Below are 23,150 nucleotides of genomic sequence, written 5' to 3' on the forward strand. Positions count from 1 at the left end.
GCGAGCTTGTCGCGACTGATTCATCAGCCTCTTTCGTCGGTTGAATTGACTAGCCCTCCAGGGAGCAACGCAATGCCCGTGACCCGCATTCCGATCATCGATCTTGCCGGCGTGCGTGCCGGCGACCCGCAGGCTTTGACGCGCGTGGCGTACGAAATCCGCGAAGCGTGCACGACGATCGGCTTCTTCTACATCGTCAATCACGGCGTGCCGCAAGCGGCAATCGATGCGGCCGAACAGGTGGCGCGCACGTTCTTTGCGTTTCCGGTGGAGACGAAGCGGCGTGCGGCGGTCAATCAACGGCATCGCGGTTTCAACGCGCTCGGCGACGCCACCATGTATCAGGCCAAGCGTCCCGACTACAAGGAGTTCTTCAGCATCGGCCTGGAGCTGCCTGAGGACGATCCCGATGTGCGTGCGGGCCAGGCGCTGCGAGGGCCGAACAACTGGCCGGATTTCATGCCTGAGTTGCGGCCTGCGCTCTACGGCTATTACGAAGCGGTCGCCGCATGCGGCGCCGATCTGCTGCGTGCCGTGGCCGTGAGTCTCGGCGTCGACGAACATTTCTTCGCACCGCGCTATACGAAGCGGATGCAGCGCACGCAGATGGTCTACTATCCGCCGCAGCCGCCCCAATCGGACGCGGATCAGTTCGGCGTCGCGCCGCATACCGACTACGGCTGCATTACCTTGCTGTGGCAGGATCAGGTGGGGGGCTTGCAGGTGCGTGAGATCGCCAACGATACGTGGGTCGATGCGCCGCCGATCGAGGGCAGCTTCGTGGTGAACGTCGGCGACCTGTTGGCGCGCTGGACCAATGACCGCTTCCGCTCCACCTTGCATCGCGTGATCAATGCGTCGGGGCGCGAGCGCTATTCGATCGCGACGTTCTATGATCCCACTTACGGTGCGATGGTCGATCCGCGTGAGCTCGGCACGAGTGAGGCCGAACTCAAGTATCAGCCAGTCGCTGCGGGTGACTACATCCTCGGGCGAATCAATGATTCGATGGGCTATCGCAAGAAACGGGCGGTTGAAGGAACGCAAGGAACCACTGCATGACGGATAACAGTTTGGCAAACGGCGTCGCAAGCAGCGTGGGCAGCAACGCAAACGTCAGCGCAGCGCCGCTTTCCGCAACGCTCGACGCGCTGCGCGCCGCGCTCGGGGCCGACGCAGTGCGCGTTGGCGAGCAGATCGGCGAGCACGCGATGACCGATTGGACCCGCCACGATCCGACACGTCCCGCCGCGCTGCTTTTGCCGCGCAGCACGGAAGAAGTCTCGCGCGCGCTGGCCATTTGCCACGCAGCGCATCAACCGGTGGTGCCGCAGGGCGGCATGACCGGTCTCGCAGGTGGCGCGATTGCGCGCGCGACAGATATCGCGTTGTCGCTCGAACGGCTCACCGGCGTCGAAGAAATCGACACCGCGTCGGCCACGCTGACCGTGCGCGCCGGCACGACTTTGCAAACCGCGCAGGAAGCCGCCGCCGAAGCGGGTTTCGAACTCGCCCTCGATCTGGGCGCGCGCGGCTCGTGCCAGATCGGCGGCAATCTGGCGACTAACGCGGGCGGCAATCGCGTGATCCAGTCGGGCACCGCGCGCGATCAGGTGCTCGGCCTCGAAGTCGTGCTCGCCAACGGCGACGTGCTGACTTCGCTCGGCAAGATGGTCAAGAACAACACCGGCTACGACCTCAAACACTGGTTCATCGGTTCGGAAGGCACGCTCGGCGTGATCACGCGCGCGGTGCTGCGGCTCCATCCGCCACGCGCGGCGCGCCACACCGCGCTCGTCGCGCTCGACGATTACGCCGCCGCCGTGAACCTGCTGCGCCGCCTGTCGACGCGCTTTGGCAACGACATCGGCGCGTTCGAGATCATGTGGCCGGATTTCTACGATTTCGGCGTGAAGCTGACGGGCACGCGCTCGCCATTCGCCGACTCGCACCCGCTCTATGCACTGATCGAACACGGGAGCTTCGACGCGGGTGACGACGGCGAACGCTTCTCTGCCGTGCTGACCGAAGCGCTCGATTCAGAAGCGATCCGCGACGCGGTGATCGCGCAATCGGTGGCCGACGTGCGGGCGTTATGGGCGATTCGCGAATGCACTGCGGAGTTTCCGGTGCGGCTCGATCCGATCAACTTTGACGTGAGTTTGCCCATCGGCGAAATCGGCGCTTTCGTCGATCGTTGCCGCGCAGCGCTCGATCAGCGCTGGCCTGGCAACGTGTCGTATTTCTTCGGCCATATCGGCGATTCGAATCTGCATGTCACCGTCGACGGTCATTCGATCCCCGGCGTCGATCATCACGCGGTGTATGCGTTCGTCTATGGGATGCTGGGACCGTTGCACGGTTCGGTATCGGCGGAACACGGGATCGGCTTGCTCAAGCGCGAGTTCTTGCCGATCTCGCGCTCGCCGGCTGAATTGGCTGCAATGGCGGCCATCAAACATGCGCTGGACCCGCACGGCATTCTGAATCCGGGCAAGTTGTTTTGAACAGGGTGCGCCGCGCGCCAGCGGTTCGCGGGCGTAACGCGCGGCTACGCCCTGGCCGTTCCGTCAATGCGCATTCAGATACCGCGCAATCACCGGATAGACATCCACCGCCGCGTTCTTGCCGAAGATACAGTCGATGTGCCCGTAGCCGGGAATCAGATGCCGTTCATACGGCTGCTCGGGCCATTGCTCGACCAGCATGTCATAGGTCAGCAAGGTGCTCTTCGGCAGATAGGTTTCGTTTTTCTCGCCATGGATAAAGCCGATCGGCAGGCGCAAACCATCCAGGCCCTTCATGCCGTCAGCGCCACTCAGATAGACGTCTCGGCCTTCGGCATCGACGACCTTGCCCGCTCGCACCATTGCAGCGAGATGCTTGAAGACGGAGACGTCGTGCACGCCGAGCAGTTCCTGCAGATTCGAATGAAGCGTCTCATTTAGCTGCTCGTGTTCGTAGAGCAGGCCGTAAAGGAAGGTCGCCCGGTGGCAGATCGGGCTGCCGCAGCCCTGTTTATGACTGAGCGGGTAGAGCCGCAATGCTTCATCGAGCAGGTTCTGGGGCCACGACCTGTGCTCCGTAAAAGCGGTCAGATCGAGCACGCCTAAATGCTCCATGATGTCCGGGACATGCAACCCGCACTTGATCTTTTCCAGCGTGCCCGGCACCGGATGCGCCGAGACCTGCGAGATGACCGCCGAGCGCACGCCCTTGAGGCCGTACAGCAACGACATGGTCAACGCCAACCCACCCATGCAGTGGCCCAGCACCTGAATGTCCGGCACGTTGGTCAACTCCCGCACTTTGGCGACCGCGGCCGGAATGTCCTCACGGGCAACCTTGTCGACATTGGTCGGTACCAGCACGCTCGGCATCTCGATGCTGACGCGCAGATCGACGAGCCACACGTCGTAGCCGGCTGCGCAGAGATATTCCACCAGGTTGGTTCCGATCAGATCGGTGGAGTAGATCCGGCTCGACACGCCCGAACCGTGGATCAGCAGCACGGGGCGCAACGGTTTGTCGGGCGGCCCGGCGTAGCGCGTGAGTCGAAGCGTGGTCCCGTCGGCTGTGTCGAAGAAGACGACTTGCGGCACGGGCGCGCGTAGCGCGCGCTTGAGGCGCGGCTCCGCCTTCGGATCATAAAACTGCAAGGGCGCGGCCACGCCGCCATACTCGGTGAACAGCACGCCCGCGAAAAACTTGCCGAACTTCAGGGTCCATTCAAGGCGCGACGTCAGGTCGGGCGTGTTGGTGACCTCGAGCGTGCGTTGCTGCTTGAGGAAATTCTCGGGCGTAATGATCAGCGTTGCTTTGCCGATCGCCGGCGCATCCGCTTGCGCCGAGTCGCGGAGTTCGGCGTACAGCGTGTTGGTCTGGTCCCATAGATTGATCGGCGACGTACGCGTGATGATTTTCTGTCCCGTCAGGTAGTACTTCTTGCCTTCCGTGGAATTGAGCGTCATGCGGTAATTCATGTTGCGCTCGTCCACATCCGATTCGTCGACCACGAACAGGTTGAAGGTGCCGTCCGTGATCGTCATCGGTTGCGCGGAGAGCGCGGGACAGGTCAGCGTGCCCGTAGTGTGGGCCAGATGTTGCGGATTGCTCAGCATATCGGCCAGATCGTCCGATTCCACCGTCAGTGTGAATTCGATCGGGCTGGTAGCAGCTTCGCCCGCCACTGCCGGCGTATAAGTGCCAATCATCGTTTCGGTGAAGCGCAGGCCGATCTTCTGGGGCGTGGGCGTAGCGGCCGTGCCCTTGGCCTCGTAATCGATGTTCCAGCCTCGCGCGTTGGCGAGCAGCGCACAATTGCGTTCCGCCAGCGCGGAAATCGTCAGCAGCGGATTGACGCCGAGCGACATCGGCATGACCGCGCCGTCCATCACGTATAGGCCTTCGTGCACCGCATTTCCGGTCGTGCCGCTAAAGACTCGACCCTCATGATCGACGACGCCACGTGCCGCGTCCTCGCCCATGCCGCAGCCGCCGAGCGGATGCACGGTGACAATCTGGTCGCCGAGCATTTTGGTCGAAATCGGGTTGCGCATGTATTTGCCGCCGAGCGGCGCCTGCGCCTTCTCGAGCGTTTCTTCGACGGTCTGGAAGATCGGCTGCTTGCCTGCGTTCGGCCAGGCGATGCGCGGCCTGCCTTTGTCGTTCACGCTGATCTGGCCGCTTTCGTCGTCATGCGCCATCACCAGGTAGGTTTGCGTGTGATTGAGGGCGCCGTGATAGGGGCCCCGCAGGAAGCTCTCGATCACGCGCGCGTCGTAGCCGAGCGGTTCCCCGGCGTCGCGCGGCGTGGGAATGTCGACGCCTTCGAACGACGCGGCGCCGCCGAGCAGGGCCACCAGCGCGGCGCCGACTGGCCCGGCAAGCGAGCCTTCTTCGATTACGAAGCCGTCGGTCACGTTAGCGGTGTTGCGGTGGTCGATGATGCCGGTAATGGTCGGTCCGACCGGTGGGATGTCCCCCTTCTTGTGGGCACCCCAGCCGACGCCGTTGATCACGTCTTCGGTGTTGTAGGCGAAGGCCAGCACGTCGCCATTGCCGGTGAAGTGCTGGCCGAGCATGTCCGACACGCTTAAGCCCTCCTTGCGCGAGCGCAACAGCAGGGCGGTCGAACCGATCGTGCCGGCCGACATGATGACGACATCGGCGCTCACGAACAGATCGGGTGCGTCATAACTCTCGCGGCCCAGCTTCACTTCCTGAAAGTGCACGATCCACTTTTGTGTGGCGGCGTCGCGCAACACCGAATGCACCGCTGCGCCGGTAAAAATATGGGCGCCGTGCGCGACCGCATCGGGCAGGTAGTTCATGTGCGTCGAATTTTTCGCGTCGTAGTTGCAACCCGAGTTGCAATCGCCGCATCCGACACAGGCTTTCTGCTCGACGCCCGCAGCGTTGATGCGGTCCTCGAAAGTGACCGTGACCGGCGGGGGGTAAAAGCGGTCTTCCATGCCGAGCGCCTGCGCGGATTTTTTGAGCGCCAGCAGTTTCGGCAACTGCAAAAAATCGCCGGACACCGCCGACGGTTGCAGCATGGCGCGAGCCAGTTCATAGCCCTTGTCGCGTCCCGCCTTGTCGGCGCGGAGCGCCTCGGGCCAGCGGTCGTCGTCCCATAGGCGCGGTTCGGCTTCGAGCGCGACATTTGCGTTGATCAGCGAGGTGCCGCCCAGTCCGCAGCCCACCACCGCATTCACGTCTTCATTCACGTGGACTTCGAGCAGCGCGAGCGGCGAGCCGATTTGTGCGAGCGCGGTGTTGTATTGCACCTCGGTGGCGCCTTCGATCGGCGTGCGCGGATAGTCGCCGGCCATGAATTCGCGCCCGCGTTCCAGCACGCACACGTTTTTGCCGGCACGCGCCATACGGCTCGCGGCAATCGCCCCGCCATATCCCGATCCCACCACCACCACGTCGTAATGCGACTGAATTGCTGTCAGGGCGCTCGATAAGCGGTTCATTCAGACCACCTCGTCAGGAAGGGGATGCCGGGTAGGGGAACCCGGACTTCGGAAGGAAGACGGCGTGCGGCTGCGGCTTTTTTATCGTAGGCGGTGCGCGATGACAAAAAAAGGCGCATCGTACGTGGCGCGCGGCGTTTGCATGGGGCGTGTTCGATTTTTGGAAAAGGGAGAGAACCGCCGTCGGCCCACGCTGGCCTGTCAACGCGCTATTAGGCGGCTACTTCATTCATTTCGCTGTCGCTCGATTCGGCGGCGAGCAGGTTCAAGGCGATCAGAATCGCCGCGCGGTTGTCGAGATCGATCGCGATGCCGAGGACGTCAATCAGCCAGCGGCCGATCTTGGTATTGGAAAATTCGTCGGCCCCGGCCGTCTTTTTCATGGTGACGCCAAGTTTGACGGCGCGATAGTGATACGAGGGCACACGATGCTGAGCAGCGACGGCCGACAGACCGCCTTTTCCTTCCGAGCACCAGCCGAGGCTGCCGGCCAGCACGATGCGCTCCGGCTCGTCGAGGCTGTCGATAAAAGTCCGTGCCGCGAGCCGCACGCGTTGTTCGTCGAGGCCGTATTGCAGCAACACGCTTTCGACCGGATCTTCCAGTGCTTGCGCGTGCAGATCGATTTCCTGCGCCATGCCTTCGTTTTCCATCGACACGTTGCGTTGATGGCCGGCGCTACGCAGACAGTCGATCAGGTAACGGCGAAAATACGCGCACAGTGCATAGCCGTTGGACGGCGCGCTGTCGGCGCAGGCATTCGTTTCCGTGTGGCCGGGCGCGAGGCGCAGTACTTTCGCGTAGATGAACTGCGCGACCAGTTCTTCCTTGTCTTCGCCGAGCGCCTGCAATTCAAGCGGGTGGTAGGTGCGTAGCGCCCGCTTGACCAGATCGACCATCGACACCATTTCGTCGGCGGACAACTGGGTACGGCGACGCCACAGGTCGGGCAGGATCGCATCGTCGAGATTGCGGACGAACGCGTGGCTCGGAACTGCGCCCATGAAAACCTCCATAAAGGGTTAGGCAATGAGCGCGGGGAGCCTCGACTGCAGGCAAAGAAGGGGGTGTTGGAACTTTTGAGCCGCGCTGGAATGTGAAGCCAGTATGGTTTCCGGCGGGCGCTTCGCCTATATGGATTAAGTGGTAGCTGATGGGTAAACTGCCGGGTAAACCATCCGGTCAGAACAATCTGCGGTGCCGGACAAAGGAGACCGCATGATGCGGGCCGACCCAATCCAGCGTGCAATCGACGAAGACCTCGTGCGCGTGCTGTACGCGCAAGATCCGATCGCCTTCTTTTCGCACTGGTTCTCGATTGCGGTGCTGGTGGCGATCTACTGGCCGAACGTGCCGTCGCCGCCGCTTTTCATCGCGTGTTTCGGGTTTTATGCGGCCGCCAATTGCGGTGGCCTGGCACTGTGGATCTGCAATCGCCGCTACCCACACCTCGCGACGCCGCGCGGCTGGATCAACCTGCATGCGCTGCGCGGCGTGCTGCTGTACAGCGCGCCGGGGTTTGCGGTGTGGTTCGCGTTCCAGAGCACGCAGGCCGATTTGCCGCTGTTGCACACCGTGATGATCGTCACGCTGGCAGCCGGCGTGTTCATGTCGAACGGCTTCGATCTGCTGAATTTTTCGACCGCGATTCCGTTTCTGCTGTTTCCGGCGATCGTGCTGCATTTCGGCACGCATACGTTCGATCGCACCATTCTCGCGATCGTCCTCGCGTTCTTCTTCTGCGCGATCAACGTCTATGCGCTGAGTTATCGCAAGCTGTTTCAGCAGGTCGTGCAGGCACGCGTCGATCAACAGTATCTGGCGGAGTCGCTGGCGGCGCAAAAGCGTGTCGCCGAAGAGGCCAGTCTCGCCAAAACGCGGTTTTTTGCGGCCGCGAGCCACGATTTGCGCCAGCCGCTGCATGCGATCGGTTTGCTGGCGGCTTCGCTCAACGACTCGGCGGCGACGCCCGTGCAGCATGCCAGGACGGCTCAACACATCGTTTATAACGTCGAGGCGTTGAATCAGTTGTTCAACCAGGTGCTCGATCTCGCCAGGCTCGAAAGCGGCGTGACCCAGGTGATCCGCTTGCATTTCCGGCTGTCGGAACTGTTCGAGCGGGTCGGCAGCCAGTACCGCCCACAGGCCGCGGCGAAGGGGCTGGCGCTGCGGATCGCACCGTCCTCGGTGGTCCTGCATGACGATCCGGTGCTGCTCGAACGCGTGCTGAGCAATCTGCTCTCGAACGCGGTGCGCTATACCGAGGAAGGCGCGATCTGGGTCGGCTATCGCCGCGCAGGGCGTCGTTCGGGCGGCTATATCGAGGTGCGCGATTCCGGCATCGGCATTCCGGCCGAGGAACACGAGCGCATCTTCGAAGAGTTCTACCAGGTGGCCAATCCGCAGCGCGACGCGCGTCAAGGGCACGGTCTGGGCTTGCCGACGGTGAGGCGCCTCGTCGAAATGCTCGGCGGCGAGTTGCAACTGCGCTCGGCGCCGGGCCGTGGCTCGGTGTTCCGCTTTCCGGTGCAGGCGGGCGACGCCGGCGGAATTGTCGCGAGCCTGAACGAGGCGGTGGCGGGTGGACCGTCGGCGCAGGGGCGGCGGGTGTTGTGCATCGACGACGAACCGTCGATTCTCGAAGGCCTCACCAGTCTGCTGGGACGCTGGGGTTGCATCGTGCGTGGCGCACGCGACGAGGTCGATGCGCTCGTCGCGCTGGAAGACGGCTTCGTGCCGGATGCCGTGTTATGCGACTACCAGTTGGCCAATCACCGGACCGGCGCGCAAGCGCTGTCGGCCGTGCGCAACGTGCTCGGGCGGGCGGGCCACGACAGTGTGGTGACCTTGCTGATCACGGGCGATATGGCCTCGGCCGAACTGGCGGCGCTGGCCCTGCAAGGCATTCCGGTGCTGCACAAACCGGTTACGCCGGCGCGTTTGCGGCGCACCCTGGAAATGCTGTGGCAGCAGGCGGAACTGGATAAGGGGCGGGCGGCGTGAAGGGTGACATGAAGGGCGACATGAGCGCCGCCCGTTGATCTGTTGTTAGAGGGTTTTCCCGGCCTCGAGCCAGCCGTTGATCACGGCGATTGCCGTGGACCGGTTGTGCACGCCGAGCGCCCGGAAGATCACCGACAGATGCACCTTGACCGTCCCTTCCGCGACGCCCAGCTCACGCGCGATCATCTTGTTGGTCCAGCCGCGATGCACCAGCCGCATGATGTCCTGCTGTCGCGGCGACAGGTTCTCCAGCAGATGTTGCTGGTGCGGCTGCAGCGCCTGGATTTGCGTGATCGGTTCCGTGAGCGCGGCGCCGCCCTGAGTCGGGGCGTGCGCGGCGTCATGGGCGGCAAGCTCCGCGGGCGCTTCGGCACGCGCGGGTGCGGCTTGCGTCTCGCGTGAGCCCAGCAGGCTGAGTGCCTCCATCGGCACATAGGCGCCGCCCGACAACACCAGCTCGATCGCCTTGAGCATGACGCTGGCGGGTTGCCGCTTGGGCACGAAGCCGAGCGCTCCGGCAGCCAGCACCGCGCGCATTTCGTCGGGCGACTCTTCAGCGGAGAGCACGACGACCGGCAACGCCGGGTTTGCCTTCAACAGCACTTCAAGCGACGACGCGCCGGTCATACCTGGCATATGCAGGTCGACGATGGCGAGGTCGTGGTCGGCGTCGGGCCGCGCGGCGGCAGCGAGGGATTCCCAGCTATCGGCTTCGTCGAATTGCGCGTCGGGATCTAGCCCGCGCAATAGCCCTTTGACGCCTTGCCGGATCAGTTCATGGTCGTCGGCCACAAGAAACTTCATGATGTCTCCGCGAGTCGGGACTGCGCGTTGTGGACTGTCACCGCCGTGCTTCTGGCTCTACTTCCCGTTTTACTTCTATTCTCGATTCGCGTCATTGCCGGCTACCCCGCGATCATATGCCGATCGGTGGTGCGGCGCGCCTTCCGGTTCGCCGCACGAATGAACATCTATTTATATAATCGCCGACTGGTTCGATGCACCAGCATTATGTGTAAGGTAGGTCTCCCGCGCATAGGTTCCGGCTTGTTACGAAGACGAGCCGCACGGCGCAATTTTTGAAGCCGTCCACGCGTGAATCCGCAGGTTATGCGCACCAGATGAAATCACGCAAGCACATGATTCATTTGATTGCGAATAACGTCGCATTCATCAGAAGCTTGAACGCGAAGCCGAGCGACATCGCCGAGGCTACGCCAAAGCACCATAGCGCGACGAACCACAGCCAGCCGGGCAGCCGGCGCCCCGGCGTTTGAGACGCGCCGCCTGTGGCGCTGTCGCCCGTGTTCTTAGTGATAGTGATGTTGGTCGCCATGACGCACCTTGCCACGAAATACCCAATAACCCATCGTCGTATAAGCGATGATGACCGGCAGAATCACTGCTGCGCCGACTAGCGTGAACATCTGGCTCGAGCGCGGCGCAGCGGCTTCCCAGAGCGTCATGCTCGACGGAATCGCATACGGCCACAGGCTCACCAGCAGCCCGGCATAACCGAGCAGCACCAGCAGGAGCGCCAGCACGAACGGCGTGTTGTGATGCCGCGCGCGCACCGCACGGTGCATGAAGAACGCGCAGATCGCCACGAGGAACGGCACCGGCAGCAGACGGTAGAACAGGTTGTCGTGGAACCAGCGCTGCGCGATAGTCGGATCTTGCAGCGGCGTCCACAGGCTGACCATCGCGATGAAGCCGAGCAGCACGAGCGTCAGCGGCCACACCACGCGATGCAGGCGGCGTTGCAGATCGCCTTCGGTTTTCGCGACCAGCCAGCAGCAGCCGAGCAACGCGTAGGTGATCACCAGACCGAGGCCCGTCAGCAGACTGAACGGCGTGAGCCAGCCGAAGGCGTCGCCTGCATAGCCGCCGTCGATCACCGGGATGCCTTGCAGGAACGCGCCCAGCACGATGCCTTGAAAGAACGTCGCGCCCGCCGAACCGCCGATGAATGCCAGATCCCACAGATGTTTGGTGCGCTTGGCCTTGGCGCGAATCTCGAACGACACGCCGCGGAAAATCAGGCATACGAGCATGAAGATCAGCGGCAGGTACAGCGCGGACAGCACGGTCGAGTAGACCACCGGAAACACCGCGAACAGCGCGGCGCCGCCGAGTACCAGCCAGGTTTCGTTGCCGTCCCACACGGGCGCGACGGTGTTCATCATCAGGTCGCGCTCTTTCTCATCGGGGAAGAACGGGAAGACGATGCCGATGCCCAGATCGAAGCCGTCCAGCACTACGTACATGAATAGGCCCAGTGCAATGATTGCGGCCCACGCAACGGTTACGTCCATTTTCTTTCTCGCAAGCAGGAAGTGAAGCAGTGAGGTTAGGCGGCGTCGATCATGTGATCGGCGGCGGACAGCGGGCGGCGCGCGGTCTGGTTCGGCACGTGCTCAGGCACACCGTGCGGTGTTTGTCCCGGCAATGCCGGACCCGAGCGCATCAGCTTGAGCATGTAGTAGATGCCGGTGCCGAACACGAGGAAGTAGACGACCACGAAGGCCATCAGCGAGATGCCGACCTGCTGCGTGGTGAGCGGCGACACCGCCTGCGAGGTGCGCATGACGCCGTACACCACCCACGGCTGCCGGCCGGCTTCCGTGGTGACCCAACCCGCCAGCAACGTGATGAAGCCGGTCGGCCCCATGGCCACGGCGACGCGCTGGAACCACTTCGCTTCGAATAGACGTTCGCGACGGCGCAGCGCCCAAGCGGCCAGCGACATCAGGATCATCAGCACGCCGAGTCCGGCCATGATGCGGAAGCTCCAGAACACCACCGTCGAGTTCGGCCGGTCTTGCGGCGGGAATTCCTTCAGGCCGCGAATTTCGCCGTCCCAGCTATGCGTGAGGATCAGACTGCCGAGGTGCGGAATCGACACGGCATAGCGTGTGGTCTCCGCCTGCATATCCGGAATGCCGAACAGGTTCAGCGCGGTGCCGCCTTTCTCGGTTTCCCACAGACCTTCGATCGCCGCGATCTTGGCCGGCTGATACTTGCGCGTGTTCAGACCATGCTGATCGCCGACGAATGCCTGGATCGGCGTGAGGATCAGGAGCAGCCAGAGCGCCATCGAGAACATCTTCTTGACTGCGGGATCGCGCCGGCCGCGCAGCAGATGCCATGCGCCCACCGCCGACACCACCAGCCCCGCGACGATGAATGCCGCGAGCGCCATATGCGCAAGCCGGTAAGGGAACGACGGATTGAAAATGATCTTGAACCAGTCGAGCGGTACGACGTGGCCGTCGACGACTTCAAAACCTTGCGGCGTTTGCATCCAGCTATTGGACGCGAGAATCCAGAAGGTCGAAATCAGCGTGCCGATCGCCACCATCAGCGTGGCGCCGAAGTGAGCGCGCGGACTTACGCGCTGCCAGCCGAACAGCATGATGCCGAGGAAGCCCGCTTCGAGGAAGAACGCGGTCATGACCTCATACATCAACAACGGTCCGGTGATGGGTCCGGCGAAACTGGAGAAGCCCGACCAGTTGGTGCCGAACTGATAGCTCATCACGACGCCGGACACGACGCCCATACCGAAGGCGACTGCGAAGATCTTCGACCAGAACAGGCAAAGATCTTTGTAGTACGCCTTGCCGGTTTTCAGCCAGCGCCATTCGAGAACAGCGATGAAACTGGCGAGGCCGATGCTGAGCGCCGGAAAAACAATGTGAAACGAGACGGTGAACGCAAACTGAATGCGGGCGAGATCGAAGGCCGAAATTGCGGAGTTCATGAGCGTGAAGGTCGTGATGCCCGTGAGGGCGGACTACGCGCGTCGACCGTTGTCGGTGCGCACTGCGCTGGGCAGATGGGGCAAGAGTAGGGGATGAGCGAAACTTTTGCTGCAATGCGACGTGCGTCAAAAAACCACGTTGTTTTGCGCGTATTTTCGTTTTTGAGACGGCAAAGCCTTGATAGGTATCAAGTTTTCCTTAATGCGTCCTTGCGTGCGTCTCTCGTGGTCTGCGCAGAACTGCGGCAATAGACCGCGCTGCAACAACGCGGCTCCGGCGTCTTCGTGACTAGGTCCCTCGCTGCGGACGCCGCATTCCAGTCATGTCAGTCAGCGAGAGATCGCCGCAACAGGCGGCGCGAGCGCTCAACGCCGCGGGGATGAAGCCTAGGCGATCGAAATAAACAGTTGCTTGCCACACGCGGCCGCGTACCTGCGCAACGTGTCGATAGAAGGCGAGTGCTGCCCCGACGCAAGAGCCCGTTCCAGCCGGGTGATGGCCGGTGCTTTCGTGCCCATGCGCTCGGCGACTTGCGCCTGCGTCAGGCCGGCTTCGCGGCGCGCGGCGAGCATCTGGTCGAGCAGCGCGAATTCTTCGCGGTTCAGCCGTTCGTATTCGGCGCGTACTTCGGGGTCGGCGAGCGCCCGCTCGCGCATTGCCTTATAGGTTGCCATTTCTGATCTCCAGCAGTCTTTTGCGCGCCACGTCCAGTTCGTTGCGCGGCGTTTGTTGCGACTTCTTCACGAAGCTGTGAAGCATGACGATTTTCCGTTCCACGATCGAGCAGTAGAACACTCTGGCGATGCCCTCCGCGCCTTTGAGGCGCATTTCGAACAAGCCACCACCCATTGATGCAGTGTGCGGCTCGCCGAGATTCGGCCCGTATTCCTCCATGCGATCGGCCAGCGCGATGAAGCGTGCGAGCAGCGTTTTCGGCAAGGAGGCAACGTTCACTTTGACCTTTTCGTTGTAGAAGTCGATCGTAAATGCCATTGGAGTCAATAATAACAAATATGTTATTTTCGCACAAGCAATCCACTTTGCAGTTTGTTGCTGTAGGTCAGCAAAAACCGGGAGCATTGCCTGGCAGGAAATCGAACGACAGGAAGAGGGCGAAAGCAGGACCGCGATGAGCGGTTACAACGGCGTTGGCGCAACCAGGTGTTCGGTAGGGTTGATTCGTGCGGGACGCGATATCGGGCGCGGCACGGCGGAGGTCTCCTTTCTCACGGGCTGATTGAATCGGAGTAGCGATGCAAGGGTCACTCAAGGGCCACTCGTCACCATCCGACAATAACGCCGTTCGTGCCGACTTTCTATTAGCCTGTTAGCTAGCCAATCAGCTAGTTTGCTTCTACCATGCAAGCGGCTAACCGGCGGTTCCTTCAGCGTCATCGCATGCTCGAAGTGGATGAGCGCCGCATCGCCATCCGCTGTTTCATTCCTGATAGTCATTTCGAATACCACGTGAACCGATCCGGTTCTTTGTGTGTCCGTCATCAAAATGCGTTGCAGGCCGTGTCATGCTTGAGCGAGCGTCTCATCATGCATCGACTGGTCGTTTCCCTCGCATGCTCACTCACGCGCGTCAAGTTCGTCCTGCATTCGCTGTTAACGATTTTCGTTGGGCGGCATGGCTTGTGCTGCCCGAATGGTTTGAGCGGTACGTTTCATCCACCTGCCGGCGACGGCAGACTTCATCCAGAAGGAGTCAGCAGATGAGCACGATCACCACGAAAGACGGTACGGAAATTTTCTACAAGGATTGGGGCAAGGGGCGCCCGGTTGTCTTCTCGCACGGCTGGCCGTTATCCGCGGATGCCTGGGACGCGCAGATGCTGTTCCTCGGCAGTAAAGGCTTTCGCGTGATCGCGCACGACCGGCGCAGCCATGGCCGTTCGGCGCAGACGTGGGACGGCAACGACATGGACACCTATGCCGACGATCTCGCCGCGCTGATCGAACACCTCGACCTGCAGGACGCCACGATGGTCGGCCATTCGACCGGCGGCGGGGAGGTCGCGCACTACATCGGCCGTCACGGTACGAAACGTGTGGCGAAGGCTGTGCTGATCGGCGCGGTGCCGCCGCTGATGCTCAAGACAGAGGGCAATCCCGAGGGCACGCCGATCGACGTGTTCGACGGCATCCGCAAGGGTGTCGAGGCGGATCGTTCGCAGTTTTTCAAGGATCTGGCGTTGCCGTTTTACGGCTATAACCGTCCGAACGCAAAGGTGTCGCAAGGTGTGATCGATTCGTTCTGGGCACAAGGCATGGTCGGGTCGATCAAGGGCTTGTACGACTGCATCAAGCAGTTCTCCGAAGTCGACTACACGGAAGACCTGAAGAAGATCGACGTGCCGACACTGGTATTGCATGGCGACGACGACCAGATCGTGCCGATCGATGCCGCAGGCCGCAAGACGGCGAAGATCGTGAAGAACGCCACGCTCAAGGTCTACCCGGGCGGGCAGCACGGCATGTGCACGGTGGAGGCGGATAAGGTGAACGCCGATCTACTGGAGTTCATCGGCTCGTAATGCGTTGATGTAGCAAGTGCGGCTGGCGAAGGGAGATTATCCCGCGCTGGCCGCACCCGTACCCGCGTACGATGGCCGCCGCTCAGGCAATTGGCCAGCCGATGCGCGCCGCTCGGCGCAACGTCGAGCGAACCACCAACCGGTGGAACGGAGCGATGGCGAGGATATAAAAACGCCCAAGCCCGTTGTGACAGTGCACGACCGTGGACAGAATCAGATAGCGCGCGCTGCCCTCGTGCGTATCGCGCGTTTGCTGCAATATCGAAAGCCGGAAGTCTAGATGGCTGTCGTTCTCGCCGAGAATGATCTCGCGTGCGCTGCGCGTGTAGATTCGGAAGATGTCGACCCGATCCCTTGAGCCGGGTGGATTCGCCATGCGCAACTGCTTCGACGTCTTGAGCCCGAAGCGGGCGACTAACGCATCACGCAGCCCCAGCAGTTTCGCTATCCATCCCGCCTGATGGGCGAACATAAAGCGCGCGAGCAATTCCGGGTCGTCGATTGCGTTGTCCGGCAAGCGGACGGCGTACGCGTCCGCGAGGTCCGGGACATCGTATATGCGGGCCACGCCGGATTCGGCCGGCACGGCAACGGAAAGCACGGAACGGTGGGCATCTGGCATGGGAAGGTGCTGCGCCGAAAGGAGAGCGGGGTGGAAAGGGCGACTTCGCCGCGGGGCGCCGCAGTTCGATCGCGCGCATGCGCGTCAAGTCTACGCGTGCTCGACGGCGCGCGCTCAAGCATCGGTGCCCATCGAACCAACCGACCGTATGCGCTGGATGACGTATGGCCAGGCATTAATTTGCGCATCAAGTTATACGACGTCACATAAATTAGTCATGACGTATGTGTTTGTTTGCAAAAGATAAATCGCCATATGGGTTGTGCCTGTACGGGTAAATGCCTGGTTGAAATCCACCTTGGAATCGATAATAGTACGTTATCGTACAACTAAGAGTTGGTTCCAGCCCGTTGCCGCCACGGCTCGACTGGTTGCCGTCCTCCGGCTCTAATCGCGCGCGGCGCTGTAAAGGATCCTTATGAAGAAGATTGCCCTGAGTGGAGCCGGCGGCCAGCTCGGCTCGGTAGTGCGGACGGCGTTGGTCGGCCGCGGCATCCCCTTGCGTTCGGCCGCGGGTTCGAAGCCCCTCGTGCCGCTAGTGGAAGGCGAGGACGTGATGCACGGCGACCTGCGCGACCCCGCCGTCGTGGATCGCCTGCTGGAGGGCGTCGACGTGCTGATTCACTTCGCCGGCACGAGCGTGGAACGTCCGCTGCCCGAAATCATCGACAACAACCTGCGCGCGCTGGTCGAGGTGTACGAGGGTGCGCGCCGGCAAGGCGTTCGGCGCGTGGTGTTTGCCAGCTCGAACCATGCGATCGGCATGTATCCGGTCACCGACCATCTCAGTCTCGATTGCGCACTGCGCCCCGACGGTTTGTACGGCCTGAGCAAGGTGTGGGGCGAAGCACTGGCCAGAATGTATTGGGACAAGCACGGCATCGAGAGTATTTGCGTGCGCATCGGCAGTTGCCTCGAGCGGCCGACCGAGCAGCGACACCTGAGCACCTGGTTCGGTCATCGAGACCTGCTGCATTTCCTCGACCGCTGTGTCGAGGCAGAGGACATCGGGTTCATCACCGTGTGGGGCGTGTCAGCCAACACACGTAGCTGGTGGGACAACAGCGGCGCCGCGCGCCTCGGTTATCAGCCGACTCAGGACGCCGAAGCCTACGCCGAGGAAATCCTGGCGCGGCCGAATCCGCTCGATGCCTTGGGTCAGCGTTACCAGGGCGGCAGCTTCGTCGGCATCGATTACTCGCGCGCCGACGCAGCGAGCAACGACACCGCAGGCCAGCCGTCCTGATTGGTTAAGGAATACGAGGAGACACAGTCATGAAAATCAAGGGCATCCGCTGGTGGATGGTCAGCCTGGTCGCGGCCGGGCTCATCATCAATTACCTCGCGCGCAATACGTTGTCGGTGGCGGCGCCGACGCTGATGAAGGACCTCAACATTACGACCGCGCAGTATTCACACGTCGTGGTGGCGTGGCAACTTTGCTATGCATTCATGCAGCCGGTCGCGGGCTATGTGCTCGACACCGTCGGCACCAAGATCGGCTTCGCGGCGTTCGCGCTAGCCTGGTCGCTGGCCTGTGCCGCGGCGGCATGGTCGACGGGCTGGCGCAGCCTGGCGTTCTTCCGTGGCGTGCTCGGTATCGCTGAGGCGGCGGGCATCCCGGCCGGCGTCAAGGCGACGAGCGAGTGGTTTCCAGCCAAGGAGCGTTCCGTTGCGATCGGCTGGTTCAATATCGGCTCGTCCGTCGGCGCGCTGCTTGCGCCGCCGTTGGTCGTTTGGGCGTTGTTGCACGGTCAATGGCAATGGGCTTTCCTGATCGTCGGCGTGGCGGGGATTGTCTGGAGCGCGCTCTGGATGTTGCTTTACAAGCACCCGCAGAAACAGAAGCTGTTGAGCGACACGGAGCGCGATTACATCCTCAGCGGGCAGGAGGCAAAGCACAGCGATGCCGGCGCGGTCAAACGCAGTTGGGCATCCATGCTCGGCAGCCGCGACTTCTGGGCGATCGGCATTCCCCGGATTCTTTCCGAGCCGGCCTGGCAGACGTTCAACGCGTGGATTCCGCTGTACATGATGACCGAGCGGCACATGAACCTGAAGGAAGTCGCGCTGTACGCGTGGATGCCTTTTCTGGCGGCGGATATTGGCTGCGTGCTCGGCGGTTACCTCAGCCCGCTGTTTCATAAGTACGCGAAGGTTTCGCTGTTCACGTCGCGCAAGATGGTGTTCGTCGTTGGCGCGCTCTGCATGATCGGGCCGGCTTGCGTCGGGCTGGTGGCGAGTCCTTATGCGGCCGTCGCGCTGCTGTGCGTTGGCGGCTTTGCTCACCAAACGCTGTCGGGTGCGTTGTACGCGATTACCTCCGACATGTTCGGCAAGAACGAAGTCGCTACTGCCACGGGTATGGGCGGCATGGCGGGTTACCTGGGCGCGGCGGCGTTCACGGCGCTGTTCGGGGTGCTGGTCACGCAGATCGGCTACAGCCCGTTGTTTGTGGTGCTGGCGGTATTCGACATTGTCGCGGCGGCTGTGGTGTGCCTGCTGGCCCGAAGCGGCGACAAGACGCCCGATCCGCGCTGGATGGCGGCGGGTGCTGCGGCCAGGTGAGTAGCGATTAGGGCCGGCGCTCGAAGCGCGCCGGGTAAAACAAATGGCGGCGTCCCTGGACGCCGCCATTTGTTTTACTTCCCGCTTAACGTTGATCGACGATCGTCGTGTTGCAAGTCGTCGAACCGATGATCACGTTATTCAACTTGCGGGCTTAGGCGGTCTTCTGGCCGATCTCGTGATTGGCGAGTATTTCGAGCGCGCGCACCATGGCGGAGTGGTCCCATGCCTTGCCGCCATGCGCCACGCAGGCGTTGAAGAGCTGCTGGCAGGTGGCTGTGTTCGGCAAGGAGACGCCGAGCGCCTGGGCCGTCGAGAGCGCGAGATTCAGATCCTTCTGGTGGAGCTCGATCCGGAAGCCCGGGTCGAAGGTGCGCTTCGTCATCCGCTCACCGTGTACTTCGAGAATCCGCGACGACGCAAAGCCGCCCATCAGTGCTTCGCGCACGCGCGCCGGATCGACACCGGCTTTGGAGGCGAGCAGCAGTGCTTCGCCGACGGCCTCGATCGTCGCGGCGACGATCACCTGATTGGCCACCTTGCACACCTGGCCCGCGCCGACAGCGCCGATCAGCGTGACGTTCTTGCCCATCATGTCGAAGAGCAGCTTGACGCTATCGAAGGTCGCCGGCTCGCCGCCCACCATGATGGTCAGCGAACCGGCCTTGGCGCCTACCTCGCCACCTGAAACGGGTGCATCCATATAGTCCGCACCGCGCTCACGCACGCGGGCCGCGAAGTCGCGAGTGGCCATCGGCGAAATCGAGCTCATGTCGACCACCGTCTGTCCTGGACGCAAGGCCTCGGCGAGGCCGTGTTCGCCAAACAGCACGCGTTCGACGTCCGGCGTGTCCGGCACCATGACGAAGATCACGTCGGCATGCGCGGCTACGGCGGCCGGGCTGTCACACGCGACGGCGCCGGCCTGGGTGAGGTCGTCGGGCACGCCGCTGCGCGTAAACGCCGCGAGGGACACGCCGTTCTTGAGAAGGTTGGCAGCCATGGGCTTGCCCATGATGCCGAGTCCGATAAAGCCTGCTTTTTGCATGGAAATCTCCGGAGATGTCATAGCGGCCGTCCTTACTTCCGGTCCGCCTGTTTCTGCATGAAGTGTTTTTGAACTGTCTGCGCGGCGGCTTTCAGCAGCCCCATATCGGCACAGACCGCGATGACGCGGCACCCCATCGAGATGTAGCGCTCCGCGTCGGCCTGCACGGGCGCGAGGATGCCGCTCGGCTTGCCGGCGGCCTGTGCGCGTTCGAAGACGCGCGCTATCGCCTGTTGCACGTCGGGATGGTTCGGGTTGCCGATGTGGCCATAAGCAGCCGCGAGATCGGACGGCCCGACGAAAATGGCATCGACGCCATCTACGGCGAGAATCTCGTCGATATTATCGACCGCCTTGCGGCTTTCGATCTGAACGATGACGCAGACGTTGTCGTTAGCGATGTCGAAGTAATTGGCGACGGTCGCATAGCGATTGCCTCGTTGACTCACCGAGACGCCGCGGATGCCCTGCGGCGGGTAACGCGTCGCGGCGACAGCGCGCACTGCGTCTTCGGCGCTGTCGACGAACGGCACCAGAAAATTCGAGAAGCCGCTGTCGAGGAGACGCTTGATGAACACGCTGTCGTTGGCCGGCGGGCGCACCACAGGCGCGCTCGGGCTGTCCTTGAGCGCCATCAACTGGGGGATCAGCGTCAGAACGTCGTTCGGTGCGTGCTCGGCATCCAGCAGCATCCAGTCGAAGCCGACAATGCCAAGCAGCTCCGTAGCAATCGGGCTGGCAAGCGAAGCCCAGCAGCCGATCAGGGTTTCGCCGCCGCAGACCGCGCGGCGAAAGCTATTGGGTAAAGGCTGGTAAGGCGTGGCGGCTGTCATGGGTGTCTCCTCGAGCTGCAATTGAGCGGGCAGGTAGGCTGGCAGATAAGCTGGCAAGCTCCGACGTTTACTGAATGAAATGTTATAGGTCGTCGTACATCTTAATGGAGATTAGCATCGGACCGATTGGTTGTAACGACCACGTAAACCCGAATTCCTCGCGGAGCAAGGGTTTCAGGTTGCGCGTAGGTCACTCAATGTTGTAGGATGACCTATATCTTAGATGTCTATCCAAGGAAAGCGAAATGTCTATTACCGGCGAAATGCTGATTGGCCGCAAAGCAGTGCGCGGCGAGGAAAAACCTTTGCGTGCGTTCAATCCCGCCACGGGATCCGATATCGCCGAGCCGGTGTTCGGCAGCGGCTCGGTCGCGAATGTCGAACTCGCCTGTGAACTCGCGCAGAAAGCGTTCGACCCGTACCGGCATCTGCCGCTCACGGTGCGCGCCGAGTTTCTGGAGCGTATCGCGGACGGCATCACGGCGCTCGGCGACGCGCTGATCCAGCGCGCGCACGAAGAGTCCGGCTTGCCGAAGGCACGCCTCGAAGGCGAGCGCGGCCGTACCACTGGCCAGCTCAAACTGTTCGCGCAAGTCGTACGCGCCGGTCAATGGCTCGCCGCCACGCTCGATTCGCCGTTGCCCGAGCGCAAGCCGCTGCCGCGTTCCGACCTGCGGATGCAAAAGATTCCGCTGGGCCCGGTCGCCGTGTTTGGCGCCAGCAACTTCCCGCTCGCTTTTTCGGTGGCGGGCGGCGATACCGCTGCGGCGCTTGCGGCGGGCTGCCCGGTGGTGGTGAAGGCGCATCGTGCTCACCTGGGTACCTCCGAGATGGTCGGCCGTGTGATTCAGCAAGTCGCGCAGGACATGGACTTGCCTGAAGGCGTGTTCTCGATGATCGTCGGCGCCGGCAATTCGGTCGGTGAAGCGCTGGTCGCGCATCCGGCGATCAAGGCGGTCGGCTTCACGGGTTCGCGCGCAGGCGGCACGTCGCTGATGCGCGTCGCGGCCGCCCGGGCCGAGCCGATTCCGGTCTACGCGGAAATGAGCAGCATCAACCCGGTGTTCCTCCTGTCGAATGCGCTGTCGCAACGCGGTGAGACCATCGCGCGTGGCTTCGTCGATTCGCTGGTGCTCGGCGCGGGGCAGTTCTGTACCAACCCGGGGCTTGCGATCGCTGTCGACAGCGATGCGCTCAAAGGCTTCGTTGCAACGGCGTCCGAGGCGCTGAGCGGCAAGCCGGCTCAGACCATGCTGACCGCCGGCATTCATGCGGCCTATGAAGAGGGCGAGGACAAGCTGGCGGCGACGCGAGGCGTCGAGGCAATTGCCCGGGGCATTGACGCGACCGGACCGACGCAGGCTTGCGCGGCCCTGTTCGTGACCGACGCGCTGACCTTCCTGTCCACGCCGGCGCTGGAGGACGAGGTTTTCGGGCCTGCGTCGACCATCGTGCGCTGCAAGGACGAGCAGGAGTTGCTCGCCGTTGCCGAACACTTTGACGGTCAGTTGACCGCCACGGTGCAAATGGATAGCGCGGATCTCGCGGCGGCGAAGAAGCTGGTGCCGATTCTCGAGCGCAAGGCCGGCCGGATTCTGGTCAACGGTTTCCCGACCGGCGTCGAGGTTTCGCACGCGATGGTGCATGGCGGCCCGTTCCCGGCCACGTCCGATAGCCGGGCGACGTCAGTTGGGACGACGTCGATCGAACGCTTCCTGCGCCCGGTGTGCTATCAGGATTTCCCGGCCGATCTGCTGCCGGAAGCGCTGGCCGACGCCAACCCGCTGGACCTGTGGCGCCGTCGTGATGGCGAGATTACGCGCAGCTAAACGATGCTGTAAGCGGCGCCCAGGTGGGCGCCGCGTGAGACAAAAAAATGGCCGGGATATCCCGGCCATTTTTGCATTCAGCGTGATGAATCAGCTATTTGCTTCAGCCGTTTCGTTGGCGCGCCGCAGCCGCTCGCGGCTATTCGACAGATGCATACGCATCGCCGCACGCGCGCCTTCGGCGTCGTGCCGCGTGATCGCCTCGAGAATGCTTTCGTGCTCCAGGTTGACGAGCGACAGATACGCGTCGGGTTCAGCACGCGCGATCCCTGCCGAGTCGAGCCGGTTGCGCGGGATCAGCGCGCTACCCATTTGCGTGAGGATGTCGACGAAGTACCGGTTGCCAGTTGCACGCGCTACGGAGATATGAAATTGCAGGTCGGCATCGACACTATCCAGCCCGTTGTGGCGGGTGGCTTCGATCGCGTCGAGCGCGGCGCGCATGCGCGCGAGATCGTCCGGTTTGGCCCGTTGAGCGGCGAGACCCGCGCATTCCGTTTCGAGGCTGATGCGCAGTTCCAGGATCGACAGCACGTCGCGCAAGGTGGTGGCGGGCACCATGTCGATGCCCAGCTTTTCGCGTTGCGGTTCCAGCACGAAACTGCCGATGCCATGGCGCGTCTCGATGATTTTGCCCGCCTGCAAGCGTGAAATCGCTTCACGGATGACGGTGCGGCTCACGCTCAGCGTGACCATCAATTGCGATTCGGTCGGCAGTTTGTCGCCGGGCTTCAAGGCGTTAGACGCAATTTGCTCGGTGACGTAGCTGACGACAAACTCGGCAAGATTGCGCGCGCGCCGTGGCGGTGCTGCGGATGCCAGTGGTGTAGCCATCGAAAACGCCCCTTGAATCAGATAGTTGCAGGTACTTCCTGCGATTCATTATACCGTCGTCTGACGACTGATTATATAAACGCCGGATCATTTTCGGCATTGGTGTCGGACCTGGCGTCGATGCCCGG

General features: G+C 62.4%; 20 protein-coding genes. 8 read left to right on the plus strand and 12 right to left on the minus strand.

Going from position 1 to position 23,150, the window contains the following annotated elements; translation table 11 throughout:
• The first annotated feature begins 72 nt into the window (after positions 1-72).
• Both P3T25_RS36500 and P3T25_RS36505 read left to right on the plus strand, forming a co-directional pair.
• Entirely contained in the window at positions 73-1,062 is a 990-nt protein-coding gene (locus tag P3T25_RS36500) for an isopenicillin N synthase family dioxygenase (RefSeq protein ID WP_266241008.1), read from the plus strand.
• Positions 1,059-2,507 carry an FAD-binding oxidoreductase gene (locus P3T25_RS36505; protein ID WP_266241007.1) on the plus strand — a complete coding sequence of 483 codons (1,449 nt, stop codon included), beginning with the start codon at positions 1,059-1,061 and terminating at the stop codon, positions 2,505-2,507. Before P3T25_RS36500 ends, P3T25_RS36505 begins: the two co-directional genes overlap by 4 nt.
• A gap of 63 nt (positions 2,508-2,570) precedes the next feature.
• On the opposite strand, the gene P3T25_RS36510 is transcribed toward P3T25_RS36505, so the two are convergent.
• Together P3T25_RS36510 and P3T25_RS36515 are read right to left on the minus strand one after the other, a co-directional pair.
• A complete protein-coding gene (locus P3T25_RS36510; RefSeq protein ID WP_266241006.1) occupies positions 2,571-5,981 on the minus strand; it encodes an alpha/beta fold hydrolase in 3,411 nt (1,136 codons plus the stop codon).
• Positions 5,982-6,193: 212 nt separating this feature from the next.
• A complete protein-coding gene (locus P3T25_RS36515; protein ID WP_154566046.1) occupies positions 6,194-6,985 on the minus strand; it encodes a hypothetical protein in 792 nt (263 codons plus the stop codon).
• Positions 6,986-7,202: 217 nt separating this feature from the next.
• Here P3T25_RS36515 and P3T25_RS36520 point away from each other — a divergent pair, with 217 nt between their 5' ends.
• Positions 7,203-8,984: an ATP-binding response regulator gene (locus P3T25_RS36520; RefSeq protein ID WP_154566067.1), complete on the plus strand. Its 1,782-nt coding sequence runs from the start codon at positions 7,203-7,205 to the stop codon at positions 8,982-8,984.
• Between the two features lie 45 nt (positions 8,985-9,029).
• Here the strand turns inward: P3T25_RS36520 and P3T25_RS36525 are convergent, their stop codons facing one another.
• The 6 genes from P3T25_RS36525 to P3T25_RS36550 all read right to left on the minus strand — a co-directional run bounded on the left by P3T25_RS36525 (position 9,030) and on the right by P3T25_RS36550 (position 13,828).
• Positions 9,030-9,788 (minus strand): response regulator transcription factor, encoded by a 759-nt coding sequence (locus P3T25_RS36525; RefSeq protein ID WP_154566047.1) that lies wholly within the window; start codon positions 9,786-9,788, stop codon positions 9,030-9,032.
• A 340-nt stretch (positions 9,789-10,128) separates the two neighbouring features.
• A complete protein-coding gene (locus P3T25_RS36530) occupies positions 10,129-10,320 on the minus strand; it encodes a hypothetical protein (RefSeq protein WP_171927922.1) in 192 nt (63 codons plus the stop codon).
• On the minus strand, positions 10,295-11,299 hold the full coding sequence (cydB, locus tag P3T25_RS36535) for a cytochrome d ubiquinol oxidase subunit II (protein WP_093646409.1): 1,005 nt from the start codon (positions 11,297-11,299) through the stop codon (positions 10,295-10,297). Before cydB ends, P3T25_RS36530 begins: the two co-directional genes overlap by 26 nt.
• Before the next feature lie 35 nt (positions 11,300-11,334).
• Positions 11,335-12,747 (minus strand): cytochrome ubiquinol oxidase subunit I, encoded by a 1,413-nt coding sequence (locus P3T25_RS36540; RefSeq protein WP_171927937.1) that lies wholly within the window; start codon positions 12,745-12,747, stop codon positions 11,335-11,337.
• A 387-nt stretch (positions 12,748-13,134) separates the two neighbouring features.
• Positions 13,135-13,422: a helix-turn-helix domain-containing protein gene (locus tag P3T25_RS36545; RefSeq protein ID WP_063498788.1), complete on the minus strand. Its 288-nt coding sequence runs from the start codon at positions 13,420-13,422 to the stop codon at positions 13,135-13,137.
• Complete coding sequence (locus P3T25_RS36550) at positions 13,409-13,828, minus strand: type II toxin-antitoxin system RelE/ParE family toxin (protein ID WP_308112623.1); 420 nt, start codon at positions 13,826-13,828, stop codon at positions 13,409-13,411. Before P3T25_RS36550 ends, P3T25_RS36545 begins: the two co-directional genes overlap by 14 nt.
• Before the next feature lie 318 nt (positions 13,829-14,146).
• Between P3T25_RS36550 and P3T25_RS36555 the strand changes: the two genes are divergently transcribed.
• Both P3T25_RS36555 and P3T25_RS36560 read left to right on the plus strand, forming a co-directional pair.
• The gene (locus tag P3T25_RS36555; RefSeq protein WP_429361880.1) at positions 14,147-14,470 is read left to right on the plus strand and encodes a hypothetical protein; all 324 of its coding nucleotides are present in this window, start codon (positions 14,147-14,149) and stop codon (positions 14,468-14,470) included.
• Positions 14,467-15,288, plus strand: a complete 822-nt coding sequence (locus tag P3T25_RS36560) for an alpha/beta fold hydrolase (protein WP_054040238.1) — start codon at positions 14,467-14,469, stop codon at positions 15,286-15,288. The genes P3T25_RS36555 and P3T25_RS36560 overlap by 4 nt, the downstream gene beginning before the upstream one ends.
• 82 nt (positions 15,289-15,370) lie before the next feature.
• Here P3T25_RS36560 and P3T25_RS36565 read toward each other — a convergent pair whose 3' ends face one another.
• Positions 15,371-15,910 carry a DUF2867 domain-containing protein gene (locus tag P3T25_RS36565; RefSeq protein WP_266241005.1) on the minus strand — a complete coding sequence of 180 codons (540 nt, stop codon included), beginning with the start codon at positions 15,908-15,910 and terminating at the stop codon, positions 15,371-15,373.
• Positions 15,911-16,328: 418 nt separating this feature from the next.
• Here P3T25_RS36565 and P3T25_RS36570 point away from each other — a divergent pair, with 418 nt between their 5' ends.
• Together P3T25_RS36570 and P3T25_RS36575 are read left to right on the plus strand one after the other, a co-directional pair.
• Positions 16,329-17,156 carry an NAD-dependent epimerase/dehydratase family protein gene (locus P3T25_RS36570; protein ID WP_429361883.1) on the plus strand — a complete coding sequence of 276 codons (828 nt, stop codon included), beginning with the start codon at positions 16,329-16,331 and terminating at the stop codon, positions 17,154-17,156.
• A 29-nt stretch (positions 17,157-17,185) separates the two neighbouring features.
• A complete protein-coding gene (locus P3T25_RS36575; protein ID WP_154566053.1) occupies positions 17,186-18,478 on the plus strand; it encodes an MFS transporter in 1,293 nt (430 codons plus the stop codon).
• Positions 18,479-18,632: 154 nt separating this feature from the next.
• On the opposite strand, the gene P3T25_RS36580 is transcribed toward P3T25_RS36575, so the two are convergent.
• Together P3T25_RS36580 and garL are read right to left on the minus strand one after the other, a co-directional pair.
• The gene (locus tag P3T25_RS36580; RefSeq protein WP_266241003.1) at positions 18,633-19,547 is read right to left on the minus strand and encodes a 2-hydroxy-3-oxopropionate reductase; all 915 of its coding nucleotides are present in this window, start codon (positions 19,545-19,547) and stop codon (positions 18,633-18,635) included.
• Between the two features lie 11 nt (positions 19,548-19,558).
• The gene (garL, locus tag P3T25_RS36585; RefSeq protein ID WP_266241002.1) at positions 19,559-20,359 is read right to left on the minus strand and encodes a 2-dehydro-3-deoxyglucarate aldolase; all 801 of its coding nucleotides are present in this window, start codon (positions 20,357-20,359) and stop codon (positions 19,559-19,561) included.
• Between the two features lie 245 nt (positions 20,360-20,604).
• On the opposite strand from garL, the gene P3T25_RS36590 reads away from it, so the two are divergent.
• The gene (locus P3T25_RS36590) at positions 20,605-22,188 is read left to right on the plus strand and encodes an aldehyde dehydrogenase (NADP(+)) (RefSeq protein WP_429361886.1); all 1,584 of its coding nucleotides are present in this window, start codon (positions 20,605-20,607) and stop codon (positions 22,186-22,188) included.
• A 90-nt stretch (positions 22,189-22,278) separates the two neighbouring features.
• Here P3T25_RS36590 and P3T25_RS36595 read toward each other — a convergent pair whose 3' ends face one another.
• Positions 22,279-23,022 carry a FadR/GntR family transcriptional regulator gene (locus P3T25_RS36595; RefSeq protein WP_154566057.1) on the minus strand — a complete coding sequence of 248 codons (744 nt, stop codon included), beginning with the start codon at positions 23,020-23,022 and terminating at the stop codon, positions 22,279-22,281.
• Positions 23,023-23,150: the final 128 nt, after the last annotated feature.

Source organism: Paraburkholderia sp. GAS32 (assembly GCF_050434225.1).
GTDB lineage: Bacteria > Pseudomonadota > Gammaproteobacteria > Burkholderiales > Burkholderiaceae > Paraburkholderia > Paraburkholderia madseniana.

What these genes read in the sequence shown, in the direction of transcription:
- P3T25_RS36560 (WP_054040238.1), top strand. Translation starts at nt 14,467, where the DNA reads ATGAGCACGATCACCACGAAAGACGGTACGGAAATTTTCTACAAGGAT.
- P3T25_RS36505 (WP_266241007.1), top strand. Translation starts at nt 1,059, where the DNA reads ATGACGGATAACAGTTTGGCAAACGGCGTCGCAAGCAGCGTGGGCAGC.
- P3T25_RS36530 (WP_171927922.1), bottom strand. Translation starts at nt 10,320, where the DNA reads ATGGCGACCAACATCACTATCACTAAGAACACGGGCGACAGCGCCACA.
- P3T25_RS36525 (WP_154566047.1), bottom strand. Translation starts at nt 9,788, where the DNA reads ATGAAGTTTCTTGTGGCCGACGACCATGAACTGATCCGGCAAGGCGTC.
- P3T25_RS36540 (WP_171927937.1), bottom strand. Translation starts at nt 12,747, where the DNA reads ATGAACTCCGCAATTTCGGCCTTCGATCTCGCCCGCATTCAGTTTGCG.
- P3T25_RS36580 (WP_266241003.1), bottom strand. Translation starts at nt 19,547, where the DNA reads ATGACATCTCCGGAGATTTCCATGCAAAAAGCAGGCTTTATCGGACTC.
- P3T25_RS36565 (WP_266241005.1), bottom strand. Translation starts at nt 15,910, where the DNA reads ATGCCAGATGCCCACCGTTCCGTGCTTTCCGTTGCCGTGCCGGCCGAA.
- cydB (WP_093646409.1), bottom strand. Translation starts at nt 11,299, where the DNA reads ATGGACGTAACCGTTGCGTGGGCCGCAATCATTGCACTGGGCCTATTC.
- P3T25_RS36555 (WP_429361880.1), top strand. Translation starts at nt 14,147, where the DNA reads ATGCTCGAAGTGGATGAGCGCCGCATCGCCATCCGCTGTTTCATTCCT.
- P3T25_RS36550 (WP_308112623.1), bottom strand. Translation starts at nt 13,828, where the DNA reads ATGCTCCCGGTTTTTGCTGACCTACAGCAACAAACTGCAAAGTGGATT.
- P3T25_RS36510 (WP_266241006.1), bottom strand. Translation starts at nt 5,981, where the DNA reads ATGAACCGCTTATCGAGCGCCCTGACAGCAATTCAGTCGCATTACGAC.
- P3T25_RS36570 (WP_429361883.1), top strand. Translation starts at nt 16,329, where the DNA reads ATGAAGAAGATTGCCCTGAGTGGAGCCGGCGGCCAGCTCGGCTCGGTA.
- P3T25_RS36575 (WP_154566053.1), top strand. Translation starts at nt 17,186, where the DNA reads ATGAAAATCAAGGGCATCCGCTGGTGGATGGTCAGCCTGGTCGCGGCC.
- P3T25_RS36500 (WP_266241008.1), top strand. Translation starts at nt 73, where the DNA reads ATGCCCGTGACCCGCATTCCGATCATCGATCTTGCCGGCGTGCGTGCC.
- P3T25_RS36545 (WP_063498788.1), bottom strand. Translation starts at nt 13,422, where the DNA reads ATGGCAACCTATAAGGCAATGCGCGAGCGGGCGCTCGCCGACCCCGAA.
- garL (WP_266241002.1), bottom strand. Translation starts at nt 20,359, where the DNA reads ATGACAGCCGCCACGCCTTACCAGCCTTTACCCAATAGCTTTCGCCGC.
- P3T25_RS36595 (WP_154566057.1), bottom strand. Translation starts at nt 23,022, where the DNA reads ATGGCTACACCACTGGCATCCGCAGCACCGCCACGGCGCGCGCGCAAT.
- P3T25_RS36590 (WP_429361886.1), top strand. Translation starts at nt 20,605, where the DNA reads ATGTCTATTACCGGCGAAATGCTGATTGGCCGCAAAGCAGTGCGCGGC.
- P3T25_RS36515 (WP_154566046.1), bottom strand. Translation starts at nt 6,985, where the DNA reads ATGGGCGCAGTTCCGAGCCACGCGTTCGTCCGCAATCTCGACGATGCG.
- P3T25_RS36520 (WP_154566067.1), top strand. Translation starts at nt 7,203, where the DNA reads ATGCGGGCCGACCCAATCCAGCGTGCAATCGACGAAGACCTCGTGCGC.